13 protein-coding genes are annotated in these 19,227 nt (G+C 62.8%); 5 read left to right on the top strand and 8 right to left on the bottom strand.

Annotation, left to right across the window (positions count from 1 at the left end):
* Positions 1-43: 43 nt before the first annotated feature.
* Positions 44-2,329, bottom strand: coding sequence for a ComEC/Rec2 family competence protein (locus tag B9A23_RS01120; protein ID WP_084277462.1), 2,286 nt, complete (start codon positions 2,327-2,329; stop codon positions 44-46).
* A 29-nt stretch (positions 2,330-2,358) separates the two neighbouring features.
* Between B9A23_RS01120 and gltX the strand changes: the two genes are divergently transcribed.
* The 3 genes from gltX to B9A23_RS01105 are packed head-to-tail and all read left to right on the top strand — an operon-like array spanning position 2,359 to position 5,377.
* Positions 2,359-3,822 carry a glutamate--tRNA ligase gene (gltX, locus tag B9A23_RS01115; RefSeq protein WP_084276894.1) on the top strand — a complete coding sequence of 488 codons (1,464 nt, stop codon included), beginning with the start codon at positions 2,359-2,361 and terminating at the stop codon, positions 3,820-3,822.
* 47 nt (positions 3,823-3,869) lie between these two features.
* Positions 3,870-5,156 (top strand): citrate synthase, encoded by a 1,287-nt coding sequence (locus B9A23_RS01110; RefSeq protein ID WP_084277461.1) that lies wholly within the window; start codon positions 3,870-3,872, stop codon positions 5,154-5,156.
* A gap of 29 nt (positions 5,157-5,185) precedes the next feature.
* The gene (locus B9A23_RS01105) at positions 5,186-5,377 is read left to right on the top strand and encodes a hypothetical protein (RefSeq protein ID WP_084276892.1); all 192 of its coding nucleotides are present in this window, start codon (positions 5,186-5,188) and stop codon (positions 5,375-5,377) included.
* Between the two features lie 15 nt (positions 5,378-5,392).
* Here the strand turns inward: B9A23_RS01105 and B9A23_RS01100 are convergent, their stop codons facing one another.
* The 4 genes from B9A23_RS01100 to B9A23_RS01085 all read right to left on the bottom strand — a co-directional run bounded on the left by B9A23_RS01100 (position 5,393) and on the right by B9A23_RS01085 (position 9,470).
* Positions 5,393-6,709, bottom strand: a complete 1,317-nt coding sequence (locus tag B9A23_RS01100; protein WP_254894908.1) for an ATP-binding protein — start codon at positions 6,707-6,709, stop codon at positions 5,393-5,395.
* Positions 6,710-6,776: 67 nt separating this feature from the next.
* Positions 6,777-7,742 carry a hypothetical protein gene (locus B9A23_RS01095; protein ID WP_084276888.1) on the bottom strand — a complete coding sequence of 322 codons (966 nt, stop codon included), beginning with the start codon at positions 7,740-7,742 and terminating at the stop codon, positions 6,777-6,779.
* A gap of 9 nt (positions 7,743-7,751) precedes the next feature.
* Positions 7,752-9,032 carry a glycosyltransferase family protein gene (locus B9A23_RS01090; protein ID WP_176217831.1) on the bottom strand — a complete coding sequence of 427 codons (1,281 nt, stop codon included), beginning with the start codon at positions 9,030-9,032 and terminating at the stop codon, positions 7,752-7,754.
* Between the two features lie 135 nt (positions 9,033-9,167).
* Complete coding sequence (locus B9A23_RS01085; protein ID WP_084276886.1) at positions 9,168-9,470, bottom strand: Hpt domain-containing protein; 303 nt, start codon at positions 9,468-9,470, stop codon at positions 9,168-9,170.
* A 71-nt stretch (positions 9,471-9,541) separates the two neighbouring features.
* Between B9A23_RS01085 and B9A23_RS01080 the strand changes: the two genes are divergently transcribed.
* Positions 9,542-12,106, top strand: a complete 2,565-nt coding sequence (locus B9A23_RS01080; RefSeq protein WP_084276884.1) for a coiled-coil domain-containing protein — start codon at positions 9,542-9,544, stop codon at positions 12,104-12,106.
* Here B9A23_RS01080 and B9A23_RS01075 read toward each other — a convergent pair.
* From B9A23_RS01075 to B9A23_RS01065, 3 genes are read right to left on the bottom strand one after another with little or no spacing between them, the layout of a single operon-like run.
* Complete coding sequence (locus B9A23_RS01075; RefSeq protein ID WP_084276882.1) at positions 12,103-15,519, bottom strand: error-prone DNA polymerase; 3,417 nt, start codon at positions 15,517-15,519, stop codon at positions 12,103-12,105. The two genes, B9A23_RS01080 and B9A23_RS01075, sit on opposite strands and share 4 nt — an antisense overlap.
* Positions 15,519-16,958, bottom strand: coding sequence for a UdgX family uracil-DNA binding protein (locus B9A23_RS01070; RefSeq protein WP_176217830.1), 1,440 nt, complete (start codon positions 16,956-16,958; stop codon positions 15,519-15,521). Before B9A23_RS01070 ends, B9A23_RS01075 begins: the two co-directional genes overlap by 1 nt.
* Entirely contained in the window at positions 16,955-18,202 is a 1,248-nt protein-coding gene (locus tag B9A23_RS01065) for a putative DNA modification/repair radical SAM protein (RefSeq protein ID WP_084276880.1), read from the bottom strand. Before B9A23_RS01065 ends, B9A23_RS01070 begins: the two co-directional genes overlap by 4 nt.
* A 125-nt stretch (positions 18,203-18,327) precedes the next feature.
* Here B9A23_RS01065 and B9A23_RS01060 point away from each other — a divergent pair, with 125 nt between their 5' ends.
* Positions 18,328-19,224: an alpha/beta fold hydrolase gene (locus B9A23_RS01060; protein WP_084276878.1), complete on the top strand. Its 897-nt coding sequence runs from the start codon at positions 18,328-18,330 to the stop codon at positions 19,222-19,224.
* The last annotated feature ends 3 nt before the right edge of the window (positions 19,225-19,227 follow it).

Here is a 19,227-nt window from a genome sequence, read left to right as displayed (position 1 = left end):
GCGTCAGGCAGTTATGGCCCAATCCATTCGGGCGCAGCGGGGGTCAGGCGGTCCTTGGTGCGCCCGATTTCTTTGTTTTGGGCCAGTTTGCCGTTTTTGGCATGTCCGGCGCGATCCCCTGCGATTGCCGGCTGCTTCCATGCTCGGTCGAAGGCCAGCGATACCAGCCGTGGTGGCCTTGCCCCCCGGCAACCGATCGCACTTGACCGGTTTTAAGATAGATGGCGAGCCCGCCCGTTCTTTCCAGCAGGGAACGGTCTGCCTTGAGGATGCGGGGGCGGCAGGAAAAAGGCAACCGCCGGTCCGAGATGACGATGTCGACGCGTTCACATGCCGAAGCGAGGGCCAATTCGTCGATATAGGCGCGGCTGCGCGATAGCAGGACGGCAAACCTTCTGCCTTTCCTGTACACCCGTGCCACGCAGAAATCGGGTGAACACCGGGCTCCCGGCCAGGTGTCGATCGCTCGTGCATTGTCCTTGATCCCCGCAATCTCGAGCAGGTTATCGCGAATGTAATCGCCGCGCCCCATCCGCAGAAGGATAAGGTCCTGATCCTGTCCGGTGATCCCGACGTGTTGTCCATCCCCGGTTACCAGTATGTCCGGCGCTGGTGTTGCAATCATCGCCGCGACGCCAGCGAGAGCCGGCAGGGCGCCCCACGCACGCACCCTGCCCGACCATAGTGCGAGCCAGAGCATCCCCATTACAAAGGTGACGAAAGACACCGGCGAAAATGCAGGAAGGGCAGTCACCGCGCCCGGCTTGGTTGCAACGAAGAGCGCGATCCACAGGAGAACTTCGAGGCTTTTGCCGACCAGCCACCATGCGGGCGCTCCGACGCCTGCGAGGTCCAGGATCAAGGCGACGCCAATCAGAGGCATCGTCACGAAAGTCGTCAACGGGATGGCAAAGACGTTGGCCAACGATCCGTAGACGCCCGCGCGGTGGAAGTGAAACAGTCCGATCGGCATCAGCGCCGTCTCGATGACGACGCCAGTCGCCAGAAGCAGCAGCAGTGAGCGAGCGAGACCGATCATCGCACCATGTTTGTCGCCAGCCAGAAAGCCGCGTGCCGGCGCAGAGGAATGGAAGGCCACGATCGCGACAACGGCAGCGAAGCTCATCTGGAAGCTCGGCCCGAATACCGCTTCAGGCCAGAAGACCAGAACGATCAGCGCGCCGACCGCGACCATGCGCAACGACAGGGGGTCGCGCCCAAGCGCCAGCGCAACCAGGACCAGCAGTGCGCCTATGCAGGAGCGGACCGTCGGCACCTCGGCGCCGGTCAGGATTGTGTAGCCGATGCCACCCAACGCCCCTGCCAGCGCAGCAGCTAGCGGAACGCGAATCCGCAGGGCGATCCAGGGAAATGCCGCCAGCAGGCGCGAGACGATGAAATAGACAGCGCCTACCAACGCGCTGACGTGCAGGCCGCTGATCGAGAGCAGGTGGGTCAATCCCGCGTCGCGCATGGCATCTTCATCTGCCGTGGCGATGGCGCCGCGATCTCCACTGGCAAACGCCGCCGCAATGGCGCCGGGTGCTCCGGAAAGCTGTGATCGCACGTGGACGGCAAGCAGCCGCTGCACTTTCCTGACGGTGGTTTCCCCCCCTGCCTTGCGGACCACCACGACATTGCCCAACACTGAACCTGAAGCGGCAAGCCCGTCGAACCAGGCGGCGCGTGCGAAATCGTAGGCGCCAGGGAGGACCGGCGGTGCCGGAGGCATCAGTCGTGCACGCAAGCGGACGATTGAACCTTCGACGAGAGAGGCGTCATCGCGCGTGGATGGCAGGTTCACTCTGACGCGCACTGGCTGCGGCGAGGCTGTGAGCCGGGCGAGCAGCACGAGCCTGACCCTGTCCTTTGCAGGTTCTTCCCGCCGTTCGAGCAATTTGCCCTCGATCGTCAGCACGACCGGGCGGTCAATCCCCGGCTGCCCAACCAATGCCGAGCGAGCCCAGATCGTGCCGGAGCCGGCGGCAGCCATGGCACCAAGGCCGAACAGGGCCAGGCGCAGGTGTGGCCAGCGGCGTTCGGGCACCAGCGCGATCGCGATAATCGCAAGTCCGCCACTGAGCGCGATGAAGGCGATCCAGTCCGTCGCCGTCGGCAAGGCAAGCCACGCCACGATCCCTGCGGCGAAGGCAACGACGAGCCACAATCCCCTTTCGAAGGGATGGGCATCGAGGAATGTCTCGACCGCCGTAACCATACTGGACAATCGGGCGCGGATGCCCCAATGCCGCGCGCGTCCGACCGGGACAGAGCCGGCATCGGCGGCGGGATAATCTGCCGCAGGTCCATCTGCTGCCGGGGACGCCATGGCAATCAAAGCAAAGGAAAGCGCGGCCAATGGCAAGCGCCACTGACACCGTTTCTGCAGGATCACCGGCAAATGCTCCGGTCGTAACCCGCTTCGCCCCCTCACCCACCGGTTTCCTGCATATTGGCGGCGCGCGCACCGCGCTGTTCAACTGGCTCTACGCCCGACACAACGGCGGCAAGTACCTGCTGCGCATCGAGGATACCGACCGCGCGCGATCGACCGATGCCGCTATCGAAGCGATCTTCGACGGGCTGAACTGGCTGGGCCTCGGCGGTGACGAGGCGCCCGTGTTCCAGTTCGCACGGTCGGATCGTCATGCGCAAGTCGCTCACCAGATGCTCGACGCCGGCCATGCCTATCGCTGCTACCTGACCCAGGAGGAGCTCGCGGCAAGGCGCGAGAAGGCGCAGGCCGAACGGCGCCCGTTCCGCATCGACAGCGAGTGGCGCGATGCCACGCCCGACCAGTGGCCTGCCGATCAGTCCTACGTCGTGCGCATGAAATCCCCGCGCGAAGGCGAAACCACCATCCCCGACCGCGTGCAGGGCTCTATCACGGTCCAGAACAGCGAGCTTGATGATTTCATCGTGCTGCGTTCGGACGGAACGCCGACCTACATGCTTGCCGTGGTCGTCGATGACCATGACATGGGCGTCACGCACGTTGTCCGCGGCGATGACCACATCAACAACGCGTTCCGCCAACTGGTGATCGTGCGCGCCATGGATGCGATCGAGGGTGGCTGGCCCGACCCGATCTATGCGCACATTCCGCTGATTCACGGCGCCGACGGTGCAAAGCTGTCCAAGCGCCACGGCGCGCTGGGCGTGGATGCCTATCGTGACGAGATGGGCCTGTTGCCCGAAGCCGTCTTCAACTACCTGCTGCGGCTGGGCTGGGGACACGGCGACGAGGAGATCATCAGCCGCGAGCAGGCGGTCGAATGGTTCGACATCGCAGACGTCAACAAGGGTGCGTCGCGCTTCGATCTCAAGAAGCTGCTCAATCTCAACGGTCACTACCTTCGCGAAGCCGACGATGCGCGGCTCGCGACGCTGGTCGCTCCGCGCGTGGCCAAGTCCGAGCCGGCTTTCGACGCGGACAGCGATCTCGACCTGCTGACCCGCGCGATGCCGGTCCTGAAGGTACGGGCTGCAGATCTCAACGAGCTTTCGGCAGGGGCGTTGTTCCTGATTGCGCAGCGTCCCTTGGCGATGGCAGAGAAGGCTGCAGCACTGCTGACGGAAGATGCGCGCGCGATCCTGGCCAAAGTGGCCGAGCGTCTGGATGGCGAAAACGTCTGGACAACCGAGGGCCTCGAGGCCACGGTAAAGCAAATGGCCGAGGAGCTTGGGATAGGCTTGGGCAAGATTGCCCAACCGTTGCGCGCGAGCCTGACGGGACAGACTACCTCGCCGGGAATTTTCGACGTATTGGCCTTGCTCGGCAAGGACGAGTCGCTTGCGCGCATTCGCGATCAGGCGGCTTGACCACGAGCAGGTATCTGGAAAGACACAAGAAACAGGAGGGCTTAGGCGTGAGCGATAATCAGGCTTCTTTGACCGCGGATGGCAAGACCATCGAAATGCCGGTCAAGAGCGGCACGATCGGGCCGGACGTCATCGACATCCGCAAGCTCTATGGCCAGACCGGCATGTTCACCTACGATCCGGGCTTCACCTCGACGGCGAGCTGCGATTCCGCGATCACCTATATCGATGGCGACGAAGGCGTTCTTCTTCACCGTGGCTATCCGATCGGCCAGTTGGCCGAGCATTCGTCGTTCATGGAAGTGAGCTACCTGCTCCTGAACGGCGAATTGCCGAGCAGCCAGGAACTGGCAGATTTCAGCCGCACGATCACGCGGCACACAATGCTGCACGAACAGCTTGCCACGTTCTATCGCGGCTTCCGCCGTGACGCACACCCCATGGCCATCATGTGCGGCGTGGTCGGCGCGCTTTCGGCGTTCTATCACGACAGCACCGACATCGCCGATCCCAACCATCGCAAGATTAGCTCGCACCGCCTGATCGCCAAGATGCCGACGATCGCTGCGATGGCCTACAAGTATTCGGTCGGCCAGCCTTTCGTCTACCCGGACAACAAGCTGTCCTATACCGGCAACTTCCTGAAGATGACCTTCGGGGTTCCGGCCGAGGAATATGAAGTGATCCCTGCCGTTGAAAAGGCGATGGACCGCATCTTCATCCTCCATGCCGATCACGAGCAGAACGCTTCGACCTCGACCGTGCGCCTTGCCGGCTCTTCGGGCGCCAACCCGTTCGCCTGCATCGCCGCGGGCATCGCCTGCCTGTGGGGCCCTGCCCATGGCGGCGCGAACGAGGCCGCGCTCAACATGCTCAAGGAGATCGGGACTCCCGACAAGATCCCGCACTATATTGAGCGTGCGAAGGACAAGAACGATCCGTTCCGCCTCATGGGCTTCGGCCATCGCGTCTACAAGAACTACGATCCGCGCGCGACTGTCATGCAGTCGACCGTGCGCGAGGTGTTCGACGCGCTCAAGGTCAATGATCCGCTGTTCGAAACCGCACTTCGCCTTGAAGAGATCGCGCTCAACGATCCCTACTTCATCGAGAAGAAGCTGTTCCCGAACGTCGACTTCTATTCGGGCATCATCCTGAATGCGATCGGCTTCCCGACCACGATGTTCACCGTGCTCTTCGCCCTTGCCCGCACTGTCGGCTGGGTGGCGCAGTGGAATGAAATGATCAGCGATCCTGGCCAGAAGATCGGTCGTCCGCGCCAGCTTTACACCGGCCCGACCCAGCGCGACTATGTGCCGTTGAGCAACCGTTAAGCGGCCAACAGGCAAACGAGAGGGCGACGATGACGACTGTTTTGAGAATTTTCGGCATCGTCGCCCTGCTCATGGGCGGGTTGTGGACCGGTCAGGGCCTTGGCCTGATCATGTGGCCCGCCTCGAGCTTCATGCTCGCGCAGACACAGTGGGCATACATCGGGATTGGCCTGATGCTGCTCGGCGTATTCGCGCTTTGGCGTGCGGGCAAACGCCCTTAGTTCCTTAGAGCGCGATCAGCCGATCGCAGAGCGCTTGTCCTCGCCCCGCAGGGGAAGCGTCAGCGTGAAGCGGGCGCCACCGTTATCCGCTGCAGTTACCGAAAGCTCGCCACCCATCGCGCGGGCAAGCTTTCGGGAGATATAGAGGCCCAGGCCACTGCCGCCGTCGCCGCTGCGTCCAAGACGCTCGAACTTTTCGAACACTTGCTCGACCTGGTTTGGCGGAATACCCTCACCCTCGTCGATGACTGAGATCCAGGCGTGATCGGACGCCGATCCTGCCTCGACCCGCACGGTGGTATCCTGCGGCGAGTACCGCAGGGCGTTGCCGATCAGATTGAGCAATATCTGCAAGACCCGGCGAAATTCGGCACAGGCCGGCGCTGTTATCGCCGCATCGGGAAGCACGAGCGCAATGTGCTTCTCCTGAGCGCGCATACCCAGGATACCTGCAGCCCGGCGTGCGCAATCGACCAGATCGATGTCGTCCACTGCCGGCTGGAAGCTTTCCTCTTCCACGGTATCGAGATCTGCCAGATCCTCGACCAGTGAGAGAAGGTGCCTCCCCGCTTGCGCGATGTCGGCGGCATAGCCGACATATTGCGGATCGAGCGGGCCAGCCAGGCGCGTACGGATCGATTCACTGTTAGCGACGATGCGGTTGAGCGGCAATCGCAAGGCAGGAGCGAGGCGCTGGCCAAGGAGGCCCTTGAAATCACCGGCTGAAGAGACAGGCGCCGGCGGTCCGGACTGCACTTCGTCCGCTGAAGCTGCGAGCACGGTTTCGGCAATCAGCAGCAATTCGAAGCCCCCGCCCTTCAGTGGCAGGATACATGCGCGCCACGTCCTGTGCGAACCCGGTACGCGCAGTCCCACTCCGTCGAGCAGCCGCCAGTGCAGCGGCTGGCGATGGCTGCTGCCCTCAAGCGACACGACGTCGGTCCAGTAACGACCGAACCCGCCACGCAAATCCTGCTCGAACTGCGCGAGATCACCGCCGAAGGTCGAGCCGGCGATTATGCGCTGTTCGCGATCAAGCACGACATGCGCTTCGGCCAGCTGTCGCAGCAAAGCTTCGTCGGCGCTGTCCTTTTCCGCACCGTCCCAGGCTTGCGATGCCAGTTGCCAGCCCGAAATGGTAATTTCCGTACCGTCCGCGTCAGGACAGACGGATGCGTCGAACACGAAGGGCTGCCCCGCGTCTTCGACCGTCAGATGCGCATCGAGCCGGGCTCCGCTGACGCGCGCGCGACGCACGACAGCCAGCAGGGAAGGAATAGCGACAAGGCCGGGATAACTGCCGCCAAGGCGCACCTGCAGGGCGGCAAGCATCTCATCCGCCTCAACGAGACGGTCCGCGCCATCGCTCCGGGCGCGTATCGGCCCCGCGGCCACCATCTCAGTTACCGCTTCGCTCGGACAACTCGAGGATGCCGGCAGCACGATCCGCGCCCAGCATTTCGAGACCGTCAGGCAGGGCGATGTCGGGGTGCAAGGCAGCAAAGGTGATGGCGATGCCTTCACGCCCCAGTCCGGATGCAGCAAGCGAAAGCGCCAGCCGCGGCATCTGGCTATCCGTCGTGCACATGACTGCCATCTCTCTGGTCAACATGGCGTTGATCGCCAGACCGGTCAGAAACAGCGCAACGCCGGCATGTTGGAGATCGAGCGTCCTGATCCTGTCGCTCCCCAAGGCGCCGACTGAATGCGTCAGCAGTTCAAGCCGAGATTCGTGACGGGCGCGGCTTTGGCGAAGCAAGCGCTCAGCATTCTGCGCCGCCTCTTCGCCCACTGGATCTTCTGAGACATAGGCCTGCATCGTGACCAGGGCGATGTGGTGAAGGTCGCCCGGCAGTTCGAGCAGGGGAAGCTGCATGCGGCGGATCGACTGGCCGAAGCGTGCCTGCGCGGCGAGGAGGTTCATGCCTCTTGCGGCAAGATCGGGGTCGGCTGCAGCGATGATATCCTGCAGCAACGGAGTCAGGACAGGATCGATGCCCAGCCGTCCCTGCATGCGTTCGCAAAGCTGCCATTCGATTGCGAGCATGTGGAGATGCGCCAGCAATGCCTGGTTGGCACCGAGCATGTCGGAAAGGCCAGGCCCTGCTTGACGCGCCCATGCTGCCGCGTCCTGATGTCCGGCGGATTCCCCGAGCGCCTGAACAAGCTGGCGCGCGAGGTCTGCCAGCATCCCGCGCACCCGCGCAACAATCTCGTCGTTGAAGATCGAACTGTCGTCGTTCTGCAGCAAGTGGCGCAGGATCGGACCCATGTGCACCATCGCCTGATCCGCATGCCGCAGATCATCACGCAGAAGCGTCTCGATCGTTTCCAAGCCCAAGGTGCCGCGTGCCGTCAATACCATGCCAAGCTCTTACCGCCCACTGGTTAACCGGGAGTTAGGCGAACCCTCTCCCGAGTGCGACGAGGACAGCCTTTCAGCGGCTTGATCCCGCTTGCCCGCCCCGCCCGCCGCAAACTGCAGCGTGAACAGGCAGGTGCCGAACAAGGCAAGGACAGCAAGGCCCAAGGCAACGTCGAACGGCAACAGGACGCTTGCAATCGCGAGGCCGAGGCCAAGCAACAGACGGTCGTCGAGCAGGCCGGCCCAACGGCGTCCGGACAAGGCAAGTCGCACAAGGCGCGTGCCCCCGACGAAAAGCAATGGCGCGAAGGCTGTTGCCCCCGGCGGCACCCCGGGCACTGCAGGCAAGTCGCTGCGCCACGCCGCGATCGACACGAACCCCAAGTCTATCAGCAGGGTGAAGATCTCCGAGCCTTGCCGCGCAATGCCGGAAGAAAGGAGCGAATCCCGCTCCACTTTCGCCAGCACGCTCGCAAACCGCTCGATCAGCCAGGCAGCACCCAGCAGCAGGAAGCCGGCCACGTCATGGCCAAGCCAGCCGGAACCGACGCCAAGCAGCCCGACGACGACCGCAGCGATCAGCACGATCGCCGGGCGAGTGCCGGCATGGAGGATTGCAGGGCCATATCGGCGGACCAGGAACAAGCCCAGTCTCGACCCGGGAGCGAGGCTTTCATCAGCGGTGGGGCGGGTATGAAGCCCAAGCCAGCGCCGCTCCGCCGGGAGCGCCTCGGCTTCGGTCCGCACGATTGACCACCGCCCGTCATCAAGCATGTTCGCCGGTACGGAACGCATTGGCACCTGCGCCTGAACCGCCAGACGCAGCAGCGCGGAATGGACATGCCATTCCGCCGGGAGTTCGGCCAGCCCCGCCGCAATCCGCCCGGGCAAGCGCATGGCCCCTGCACTGGCATGGTTGATATCGATCCGTTCGTAGCCAAGCGCCAGTGCCGTCTCGACTGGCAAGGTCAGCACCGCAGGCCCGCTCTCGATCAGTCTGGTGAAGTCTGTCGGCAACACCAGCAGACCATCACCCAGAACAATCACATCGTCCTCGGGTGCAACCAGCGGCACGAGCGCGCGTGCAGTCGCTATGACGTGAAACTGGGCGCCACCCGATTCCGCAACGTGCTGAAGGGACACGAGGGCGCCGCTGATGCCTTCGGCGACGACAACGATCCGCTTTGCTCCGAGCGACAGCGCCAGACCGATCTGATGCCGCAACAGCGATCGCCCGCCGATGGGCAGGTAACCGCGCAGGCCTCCTGCCTCGCCAGCAGGTTCGATCAACGATAGTATTGCGACCCGCAAGGCCAAATCTCCTGTCGCGGGCATGGTAGGGACTGTAGGCAGCACTGCCAAGACAGCGAGACAACTTGTCGCCGGTTGCAATGGCAGGCAACGCCCTATCGGTCGGTTCGTCCGTCAGCTTATCGCGAGATCGCCAAGCATGGTGTGCAGACGCCGGATGATCGCTGGATCTCCCGGTACGCCCTCAAGGGCCTCCTCTGCCAGGAGAAGCAGACCGTCGGCATGGAAGCTTGCGGCAAGACCCTTGAGCCTCATTGCGGCAACCTGCCAGTTTCCATCGCATCTGGACCTGCCCAACAGGTCTACCTGCAAGGTCGCACTTTCGAGAAAGGCGGCGCGCAATTCCCGCACAAGCTCGGGATCGTGTCCTGCAGCAGCGGCGAGGTTGGCATCGAGAGAGGCACCTTCGTAGGCCATGCGACAAGGCTATGCGCCGAAACGTTAAGGCAGGGTTTATGGCTTTTCGCAAATCGTGATATATCACCCACATGAACGGGGGACGACGGATCATTCCAATCGGAAGCGCCGAACACGGTGCAGCGGAAACCACTGCGCAGGGCGAGCCCCTGACGCGCGAACAGGCGGACGACCATGGCGCCAGCGGGGAAAGCGGCGCAAGGCCCGAACCGCAATGGCGCGCCCAGGAATGGAGCGAGCCCGCTCCGTACAAGCGCAACTGGATCGCGCCAGCCGGTGCCGGCCTGGTCATTGCCACTTGGACGGGTCTCTTCGTCTGGCTGGTCATTCTGCGACAAAGCCAGCCGATCAGCGCAGACCAATGGGCGTGGTGGATCACGCAGTGGTCGATGCCGGTGGTGCTGGTCCTGGCGGTACTCTCGTTGGGCCTGCGCACGAGCAGGCGTGAGGGGCGGCGCTTTGCGGAAATGGCAAATGCGCTTTCTGTCGAGTCGCAACGGCTCGAACTTCGCCTGCAATCAGTAAACACCGAGCTTTCGCTCGCCCGGGATTTCATTGCCGCGCAAAGCCGCGATCTCGATTCGCTCGGTCGCGTGGCGGTCGAGCGACTGGGCGACAGCAGCGCGCGCCTTGCCGAGCTCGTGGGCCAGAATGGTGCCCAGATCGACAGGATACAGACCGTTTCGGCCGCCGCTCTCGACAATATGGAGAAGTTGCGCGGCCAGCTGCCGGTGATCGCCAATTCCGCCAAGGACGTGACGAACAACATCGGCAACGCTGGGCGCACAGCGCACCTGCAGCTTGAAGAGCTTGTTTCCGGCTTCCAGCGTCTGAACGAGTTCGGACTCGCAAGCGAGCGCCAGGTGGGTTCGTTCCGCGATCGCGTGAATGCCGCGATCGACAGTCTTGCAATTGCCTCAGAGACGCTTGCCACCATTGCGGAGGGCCGCTTCGAGGCGCTTGCCACCCAGAGCGCAAGACAAGCCGACGATCATGCAGCGGCCGAGCGGGCGGCACTTTCCCAATGGGAGGAACGTTCTTCCGCGCATGGCGAGGTCATGCGTGCCGTCATGTCACGGCTGGGCGAGGACCACGAAGCGCTGCTTGCCGACGCCGCCAGCCGTCTGGCACGGTTCGAGGATGCAGCCCGTTCATTGACAGCCTTGCTTGAGGCACAGGGGCGCGAAGTGGACGATCAGCTGTCGCGCCGGCGCGCCGCGACCGAGGCTAGTGTTTCCGAGCAGCGAAATGCACTCGAGCACAGGCTTGCCGAGATCGACGGCGCCATTGCCGATCGCCGCGCTGCCATGGAAAGTGCTGCTGCAGACGCAGCAGAAGCACTGGCAGTCAAGCTTGCAGAGTTGGATCAGGCGATCGATGCGCAGCGCCGAACGCAACTTGCCGAAGCACAGCGGCTGGCCGAGCGGTGCGAGGAGATCGGGCAGAAAGTCAGCGCGTTCTCGCAAGTGCTGGCAAGTTCGGGGCAGCAAGGGGCGGAGACGGCCTCGATCGTCGACCGCGCCATGGCCGATCTGAACGGACGACTCGGTGAAATGCGCCATGCCCTGTCAGGCACCGACCTGCAGATTGGCGAACTGACCGTGTCGGCCGTGCGCTTGCTTGAATTGATTCAGGCTGGCGGAGATCATACGCGCACCCAGATTCCCGAAGCCCTGCGCAGCACAGAAGCCGGCCTGAAGGGTCTGGAAGATCGCATCTTCACCCTGCGCGACACCTTGCGCGAAGCGGGCGATGGCGGCCGTACGCTGGCCGAAAATGTCGGCACCGCACGCAGCGAAGTGGCAGATACGCTGAAGGAGCTTGCCAAGGCGCAGAAGAGCCTCGCCGCCAATGCCGCAGAGCACGAAGCGCGGCTGTCTGCCTTGCGTGAAACGCTGGCCCAGACCCGCAACGAAAGCGCTGCTCTTTCGGCAGCCATCGAAGAGAGCCTGTCCGGTGCGATCGGCAAGCTGTCGCAGTCTGCGGCGGAAACAGGGAATGCCTTGCGTGAAAGCACCGCTGGCGAGGTTGAAGCGCTTGCCGCTCGCCTTGCCGAGCAGAGCAACGCGGCAATTGCAAAAGTGCTTCAGGGCCGCGCCGCCGAACTTGTCGGCAGGCTTGAAGAAGCAATCGACGCTGCTGCGGCAGCAAGTCGCGATACTGCGATCCAGATGCGTGACCAGTTGACCAAGGTCGATGAACTGGCCGGCAATCTTGAAGCGCGCGTCGGTCGCGTGCGTGAAAAGGCCGAAGAGCAGGTAGACAACGATTTTGCCCGTCGTGCTGCGCTGATCACGGAATCGCTGAATTCCTCGGCAATCGACATTGCAAAGGCGATGTCGACGGACGTGTCGGAAACCGCGTGGGCATCGTATCTGCGTGGCGACCGCGGGATCTTCACCCGTCGTGCCGTAACGTTGCTCGAAAACGCCGAAGCCAAAGCTGTGCAGGCACATTACGAAGCCGAGAGCGAATTCCGCGAACACGTAAACCGCTACATCCATGACTTCGAGTCGATGTTGCGCCAGTTGCTTTCGACACGGGATGGTAACGCTCTGGGCGTTACGTTGCTGTCCTCCGACATGGGCAAGCTCTACGTCGCGCTGGCCCAGGGAATCGAGCGGCTTCGGACCTAGTGAAAGTCACGTGACCTGGGGATGATCCGCACGTCACGCGGGTGCGTGCGGGCACCGGGTCCGGCTCTTTCGGGGATTGGCCGGTTGCACTCGTCAGCCCGCGCAATCGGCGGCACCAGCCTGTCGGCATCGGAAAGTCCATCAAGGCTGACACTGGCGTCGGTCAGGTGCATGGCGATGACGTGGATGACCTCGTCATCGTACTCCACACGCCCGCGCACTTCCATGAGCCGGGAGCCCATGATGACCTTGCGCTGCTTCTCCATGAGATCAGGCCAGATCACCAGGTTGACCACGCCGGTCTCGTCCTCGAGCGTGATGAAGCAGACGCCCTTTGCGCTGCCGGGGCGCTGGCGCACCAGCACCACTCCGGCCACCTGCACCATGGCGCGAAACTTGTGGTTTCTGAGATCTGCCGCGCGCACAAAGCCACGCTCCCCCAGCATCGGTCGCAGGAATGCCATGGGGTGGGCTTTCAACGACAGGCGATGCGTCTGGTAATCGGCAACGACCTCCTCGGACAAGGGCATCATCGGCAAGATGGCGCGGCTGCGCTCTTCCCCCTCCGAGCGTGACGTCATGGCGGCAAACAGCGGCAGTTCCTTCGGCGCGACGAGGCTGCGCGCGTCCCATAGCGCCTGCCTGCGCGAGAGACCGAGCGATCCCAGAGCATCGGCGGCTGCAAGCCGCTCTACCAGCGCAGGTGACAGCCCTGCCCGCTCCTTGAGACTTGCCGCATCCCCGAACGCCCCACCCTCGCTCCTTGCCGCGACCAGCATGGCGGCTGCGTGCTCAGGGAAGCCGTCAATCTGCCGCAGACCGAGCCGGAGGGCACGCCCGCCCTGCTCCAGCGTACAGTCCCAATCCGAATGGTTCACATCGACAGGCAGTACGGGCACGCCATGCTGGGCTGCATCGCGCACGATCTGGGCAGGTGCATAAAAGCCCATCGGCTGCGAGTTCAGCAAGGCGCAGGCGAATGCTGCGGGATAGTGGCACTTCAGCCAGGACGAAACGTAGACGAGATGAGCGAAGCTGGCGGCGTGGCTCTCGGGAAAGCCGTATTCGCCAAAGCCCTTGATCTGGTTGAAACAGCGCGCGGCGAAGTCGGGATCGTAGCCGCGCTGAACCATGCGGCCGACCATCAGATCCTCGAGTTCGTGCACCATCCCGCGCGAACGAAAGGTCGCCATGGCCTTGCGCAGGCGGTTGGCATCCTTGCTGGAGAATTTTGCCGCATCGAGCGCGATCTTCATCGCCTGCTCCTGGAAGATCGGCACTCCCAGCGTGCGGTTGAGGATCGAACTCAGTTCATCTGCCGGGCCATGTTCGGGGCCAGGTGCGGGGATCTCGACCTTCTCCTCCCCTCGTCGCCGCTTCAGATAGGGATGGACCATGTCGCCCTGGATCGGGCCGGGACGAACGATGGCCACCTGAATCACGAGATCGTAGAACTGCCGCGGCCGCAAGCGCGGCAGCATGTTCATCTGCGCCCGGCTTTCCACCTGGAACACGCCAAGAGAATCACCCTTGCACAGCATATCGTAGACCGCCGGGTCTTCACGCGGGACCGTGGCCAGCGTCAGGTCCCGTCCATGATGCGCGCCAAGCAGATCGAGGCACTTGCGAATGCAGGTGAGCATGCCGAGCGCCAGCACATCGACCTTGAGAATGCCGAGCGCCTCGATGTCATCCTTGTCCCATTCGATGAAGCTGCGATCGGCCATCGCGCCGTTGCCTATCGGCACTGTCTCCGTCAGAGGCCCCTGAGTAAGGATGAACCCCCCAACATGCTGCGAGAGATGGCGAGGCATTCCAATCATTTGCTGAGCAATGGTGATAACCCGCCGGAGATAGGGATCGGTGCCATCCAAGCCACTTTCATTGACGTTCCGCTCCCCAACTTCGGTACCCCAGCTACCCCAGACGGTGCGCGCCAGTGCGCCGGTTACGTCCTCGGAAAGGCCCATCGCCTTGCCCACTTCGCGGATCGCCATGCGCGGGCGATAATGGATGACCGTGGCGCAAAGCCCCGCTCGCGCTCGGCCGAAGCGGCGATAGATATACTGAATGACCTCTTCGCGCCGCTCATGCTCGAAATCGACGTCGATATCCGGGGGCTCCTTGCGCTCCTCGGAAATGAAACGGTCAAAGAGCAGGGCGTGCTTTGCGGGATCGACGGCGGTGATGCCCAGGCAGTAGCATACTGCAGAGTTGGCTGCTGACCCACGTCCCTGGCAAAGGATCGGCGGATCACAATTGCGCGCGAAATCAACAATATCCTTGATAGTCAGGAAGTAGGTTGCGAGATCCAGCTTCCCGATGAGTTCAAGTTCGCGTCGCAAGGTTTCGGCAACGCCATCCGGCACGTCTCCGCAATAGCGACCACGTGCCCCTTCCCAGGTCTGCATCTCAAGCCAGGATTGCGGATCGTGGCCTTCGGGGCAAATCTCCTCGGGATACTCATAGCGCAGTTCCCTGAGATTGAACCGGCAGGAGTCCGCCACTTGGCGCGTCGCCGCAATCGCATCGGGCCAACGTTCGAACAGCCGGACCATCTCTTCCGGTGACTTGAGATGCCGTTCAGCGTTGGGTTCAAGCAAATGCCCCGCCTTTGCGACAGTCGTCTTGTGGCGGATGGCCGTCATCACATCCTGAAGCGGGCGGCGTGCAGGCGTGGCGTAAAGCACTTCATTGGTCGCAAGCAGGCCAAGGCCGCTGCTCCGCGCCAGCGCGTTCAGGCGCTCGATGCGGGCAATGTCATCGCCAACGTAGAGGTAGCTTGCAGCGACATGACGCATGCTCGGCAAACTGTGGACAAGACGGGGGAGAAGATCTGGAAAAGACAGGGATATGCTGTTGGAAACCGGTGGAGCAACCGCTGCCTCCCCCCGTAGAAAAGCATAGACATTGCTTTCGGTTTCCAACGCAAATGTCTGATCCAGATCGGCAGGTGGAACAAGGACAAGGCGCAAGCCTTCAGCATGCTCCGCCAGCATTGCCAGATCGATCTGGCAGACACCCTTGGCTTGCCACTCCCCTGTGAGGGTCTGCATCCGCCCCGTCGAGATCAGGCGACACAAGCGGCCATAGGCTCCGCGATCTTGCGGATAGGCAAGGAATGCCAGTCCTTCCACCGTTTCGATCCGGCATCCGATGATCGGGCGGATGTTCACCGCCTCTGCATCGGTGTGAAGGCGCACCACCCCAGCCAAGGTGTTGGCATCGGCAATGCCCAGCGCATCATAGCCCAGAGCCTGCGCCGCAAGGATCAGGTCCCGCGCGTCGGATGCGCCTCGCAGGAATGAAAAGCAGGTGGCCAATCCAAGTTCGACAAAAGCCGCTGGCGGCGGTGGCCTGCCTTCAGAAGGTGTGACGTGGCGCCGCGGTGGCGTCAGCGCAGGCTCGGGCATCAGTCAGCGCCGGAAAGTTCCGCAAGCCTGGCAGCTACCTTGCGCAAGTCGTTGGCGAACTTGATTTCTTCTTCTGCGCGCCCATTGTCCTGCAGGCGCAAAAGGTAGCTCGGATGCGTGGTGATCCAAAGCTCGCTGCCATCATCGAGCATTTGCGGCTCCCCCCGCACCTTCTGCACGCTTACCGTCTTGCCCAGAAGGCTGCGCGCCGCGCTTGCGCCCAAGGCAAGCACAAGATGGGGTTTGACCATGACCCGCTCGCCATCGAGCCACCACCGGCACACATCGATTTCCTTGGCCGTCGGGTTCTGGTGCAGGCGACGCTTGCCACGGGGCACGAACTTGAAGTGCTTTACGGCGTTGGTGACATAGGTGCGCTCGTCCGAAATGCCTGCTTCCTCGAGATGGGAGTGCAGCAGGCGACCTGCCGGGCCGACGAACGGGCGACCCTGCTCCTCCTCGCTGTCACCAGGCTGTTCTCCCACGATCATCAGCGGCGCGGAAGACGGCCCCTCGCCCATGACTGCGCGCGTGCCATTGCAGCCGATCTCGCACCGGCGGCAGGCCAGAATCGCCTCGCCAATTGCACCGAGACTCTGCGGCCGATCGCCGAAGTCGTGTTCGCCCGCCTTCACCATCTGTGCCTCGCGTGCCTGCGCTCCTGCGATCAGCTCGGGAATGAGTGCCGCTTCTGGCATGTTCTTCCAGTACTTTCGGGGCATTTCCTTGAGCATCGCCCCGACCTTCAAACGCGCCGGGTTGAAGATCGATGCATAATACTTGCGCCATAGTACCTCGACCGGATCACCCGAGGGCGCATCGGCACGGGTCGCTGGCGGACCTTCCTGCAGCGCTGTGCCATCCCAATGCAGAGTGCCGCGCGGGGTAAGGATCGACCACTGCATCGTGGTGAAGCGGCGTACAAAAAACCCGGCATTGGCGCGCAAGATATGGTGCTCAGGCTCAAACCACGCCACGTAGCGCTCCATCCCTTCGTCCTCCATGCTGCGGAAACGGACGAAGGCGCGCATCTTGTGAATGTCGCGCCGCACCTGCCGCGCCAGATCCTCCATCGAACGGACGTCGGCATCAGCCTTGTCCTCCATCAGTCGGGGGCATGACTGCAGGCGCCACAACACGCGATAGAGAAGAGAAAATCGTTTGGAATCAGAATGCAGGATCACGCTTTGCGCAAGCTGCAGAAAGTCTCTGGAAACGCGCGGTTGCGGAGCATCGGCAGGCGGCGATGGCAGGCGGCGACCGCCATGCGCAAACAGGTCCGCCCCTTGGTCCGCCGGGGATTCCCAAGTGATGCGGTCCGGCGGCACATCGGCACGGACCATGCGGCGGGCAGCATCGCGCCAACCTTCGAAATCGTCCGGAGCGGCTAGCTCGATGCGGAAAGCGCCGGACAGCCGCATGTCGCGGAACGGCTTCATGCAAAGAGTTCCATCTGCGCAGGTTTGGCCGCAGGGACCAGCAGGGTTTGCAGATCCACCCGGTCGGTCAGCATGATCGGACGCCAGTCCTCGGTGACGATGAATGGGCGCACTTTGGCAATGGAGACGGTAAGCTTGCCAACATCGGCAAGGCGCAGACGGCGCTGGCGGCGTGCGGCAACGAGCGCGTTGACAGCCTTCACCCCCAGCCCCGGCACACGCAGCAGTTTCTCGCGCGGGGCCCGATTGACATCGACCGGGAAGTCGCCACGAAAGCGCAGCGCCCAAGCCAGCTTTGGATCGACATCAAGAGGGAGCATGCCGTCGCTACCCGCAGCTTGCTGCACCTCATGCGGCGCAAAACCGTAGAAGCGCATCAACCAGTCGGACTGGTAGAGCCGGTGTTCACGCATCAAGGGTGGTCGCTTCAGCGGCAGGACCGCACTGGCATCAGGGATCGGGCTGAAGGCTGAGTAATAGACGCGGCGCAGGCGGAAGCGATCATAAAGCGTGCTGGCCCGGCCGACGATATCGGCATCGGTAGCGGCATCGGCGCCGACGATCATCTGCGTGGACTGGCCGGCGGGAGCGAACTTCGGCGCATGGCGGAAGCGCTTGCGGGCGTCCTTGGCCTCGACGATCGCTTCTTTCAGCGATCCCATCGCACCTTCGATCTGCGGTGCTGACTTGTCAGGCGCGAGACGGGTAAGGCCGGCGACCGTTGGCAGTTCGACGTTGATCGAGACGCGGTCAGCGTAAAGCCCGGCCTGCGCAACCAGTTCGGGATCGGCCTCGGGGATAGTCTTGAGGTGGATATAGCCGCGAAAATCATGTTCTTCCCGCAAGATACGAGCAACTTCTATCAACTGCTCCATGGTATGGCTGGAGCTTTTTACGATGCCGGAAGAAAGGAACAGACCTTCGATATAGTTGCGGCGATAGAACGACAGCGTCAGGTCCACCACCTCTTGCGGCGTGAAGCGCGCGCGGCGGGTGTTCGAGCTCTTGCGGTTCACGCAGTAATGGCAATCGAACACGCAATGGTTGGTCAGCAGGATCTTCAGCAGCGAGATGCAGCGACCATCAGGCGCATAGGCGTGGCAGATGCCCATGCCCTCGGTCGATCCGATACCTTTGCCACCCTTGCTGTTGCGCTTGGTGGTGCCCGACGAGGCGCAGGAGGCATCGTACTTGGCAGCATCAGCCAGAATTTCGAGGCGTTCAAGAACAGTAAGCTGCGACATGTGTTCTTTATATGTTCTTTGCATGCCATGCGCCAGCCCGTACCTGTGGACAGGCGGGGAGAAGGAACGCGAAACGGGACGAGCCGTTGGCAAGTCACACGGGTGGGGCCTGAGGAGACAGTTTGATGACGATGATCGAGACCCGCGACGGGACCCGTCTATTTGCGAAGTCGTGGGGCGATGGCCCGCTGGTGGTGCTGATCCACGGCTGGCCGCTGTCGGGCGACAGCTGGGACCCGGTGAGCAATGCGCTGGCCGATGCAGGCTTTCGTGCCATTGCCTATGACCGGCGCGGGTTCGGGCGTTCCGATCAGCCTTCAGAGGGCTATGACTACGATACCTTTGCCGATGATCTGGCTGACGTCATGACGGCAATGAATGCAAGCGACAACGCAGCCCTTGTCGGCTTCTCGATGGGCGGCGGCGAGATCGCGCGCTACATGTCGCGGCATGGGGGACGCGGTGTTTCACGAGTGGCGCTGGTGTCCTCGGTCGTGCCCTACATGCTCAAGACCGACGACAACCCGGAAGGCGTGCCGCAATCGACCTTCGATGAAATGACCGATGGCATGCTGGAGGATCGCGCAAAGTTCTTCACCGGCTTCTTCCGCGATTTTTACGGCGTGGGCATGCTGAGCAAGCCAGTAAGCGACGAGACGCTGAAGCTTTCGTGGGCCACTGCCATGCAAGCGGGCCTGCGGCCGACGTTGCTCGCCGCCAAGGCCTTTGCCACCACCGACTTCCGCGGTGATCTTGCCTCGTTCCGGGTACCTACACTTGTCATCCATGGTACTTCGGACGCCACAGTGCCAATCGAGGCGACGGGGCGCGCGGTGGCCAAGGCAGTGCCGCATTCCACGCTCATCGAATATGATGGCGAACCGCACGGCGTGTTTGCCACGCAGACCGAGCGGCTGACCAATGACCTGCTCGATTTCCTGTCTGGCCGCCCTGCCGAAACGATGCCGCAGGAAGTCATTGATACGCTGACTGCGCAGACCATCGTCGCACCGGCAGTCTGATCT

Origin of the sequence: Novosphingobium sp. B1 (assembly GCF_900176395.1) — a bacterium.
In the GTDB taxonomy this organism is placed as follows: Bacteria; Pseudomonadota; Alphaproteobacteria; order Sphingomonadales; family Sphingomonadaceae; genus Novosphingobium.
This window is presented reverse-complemented; position numbering and strand designations above follow the sequence as displayed.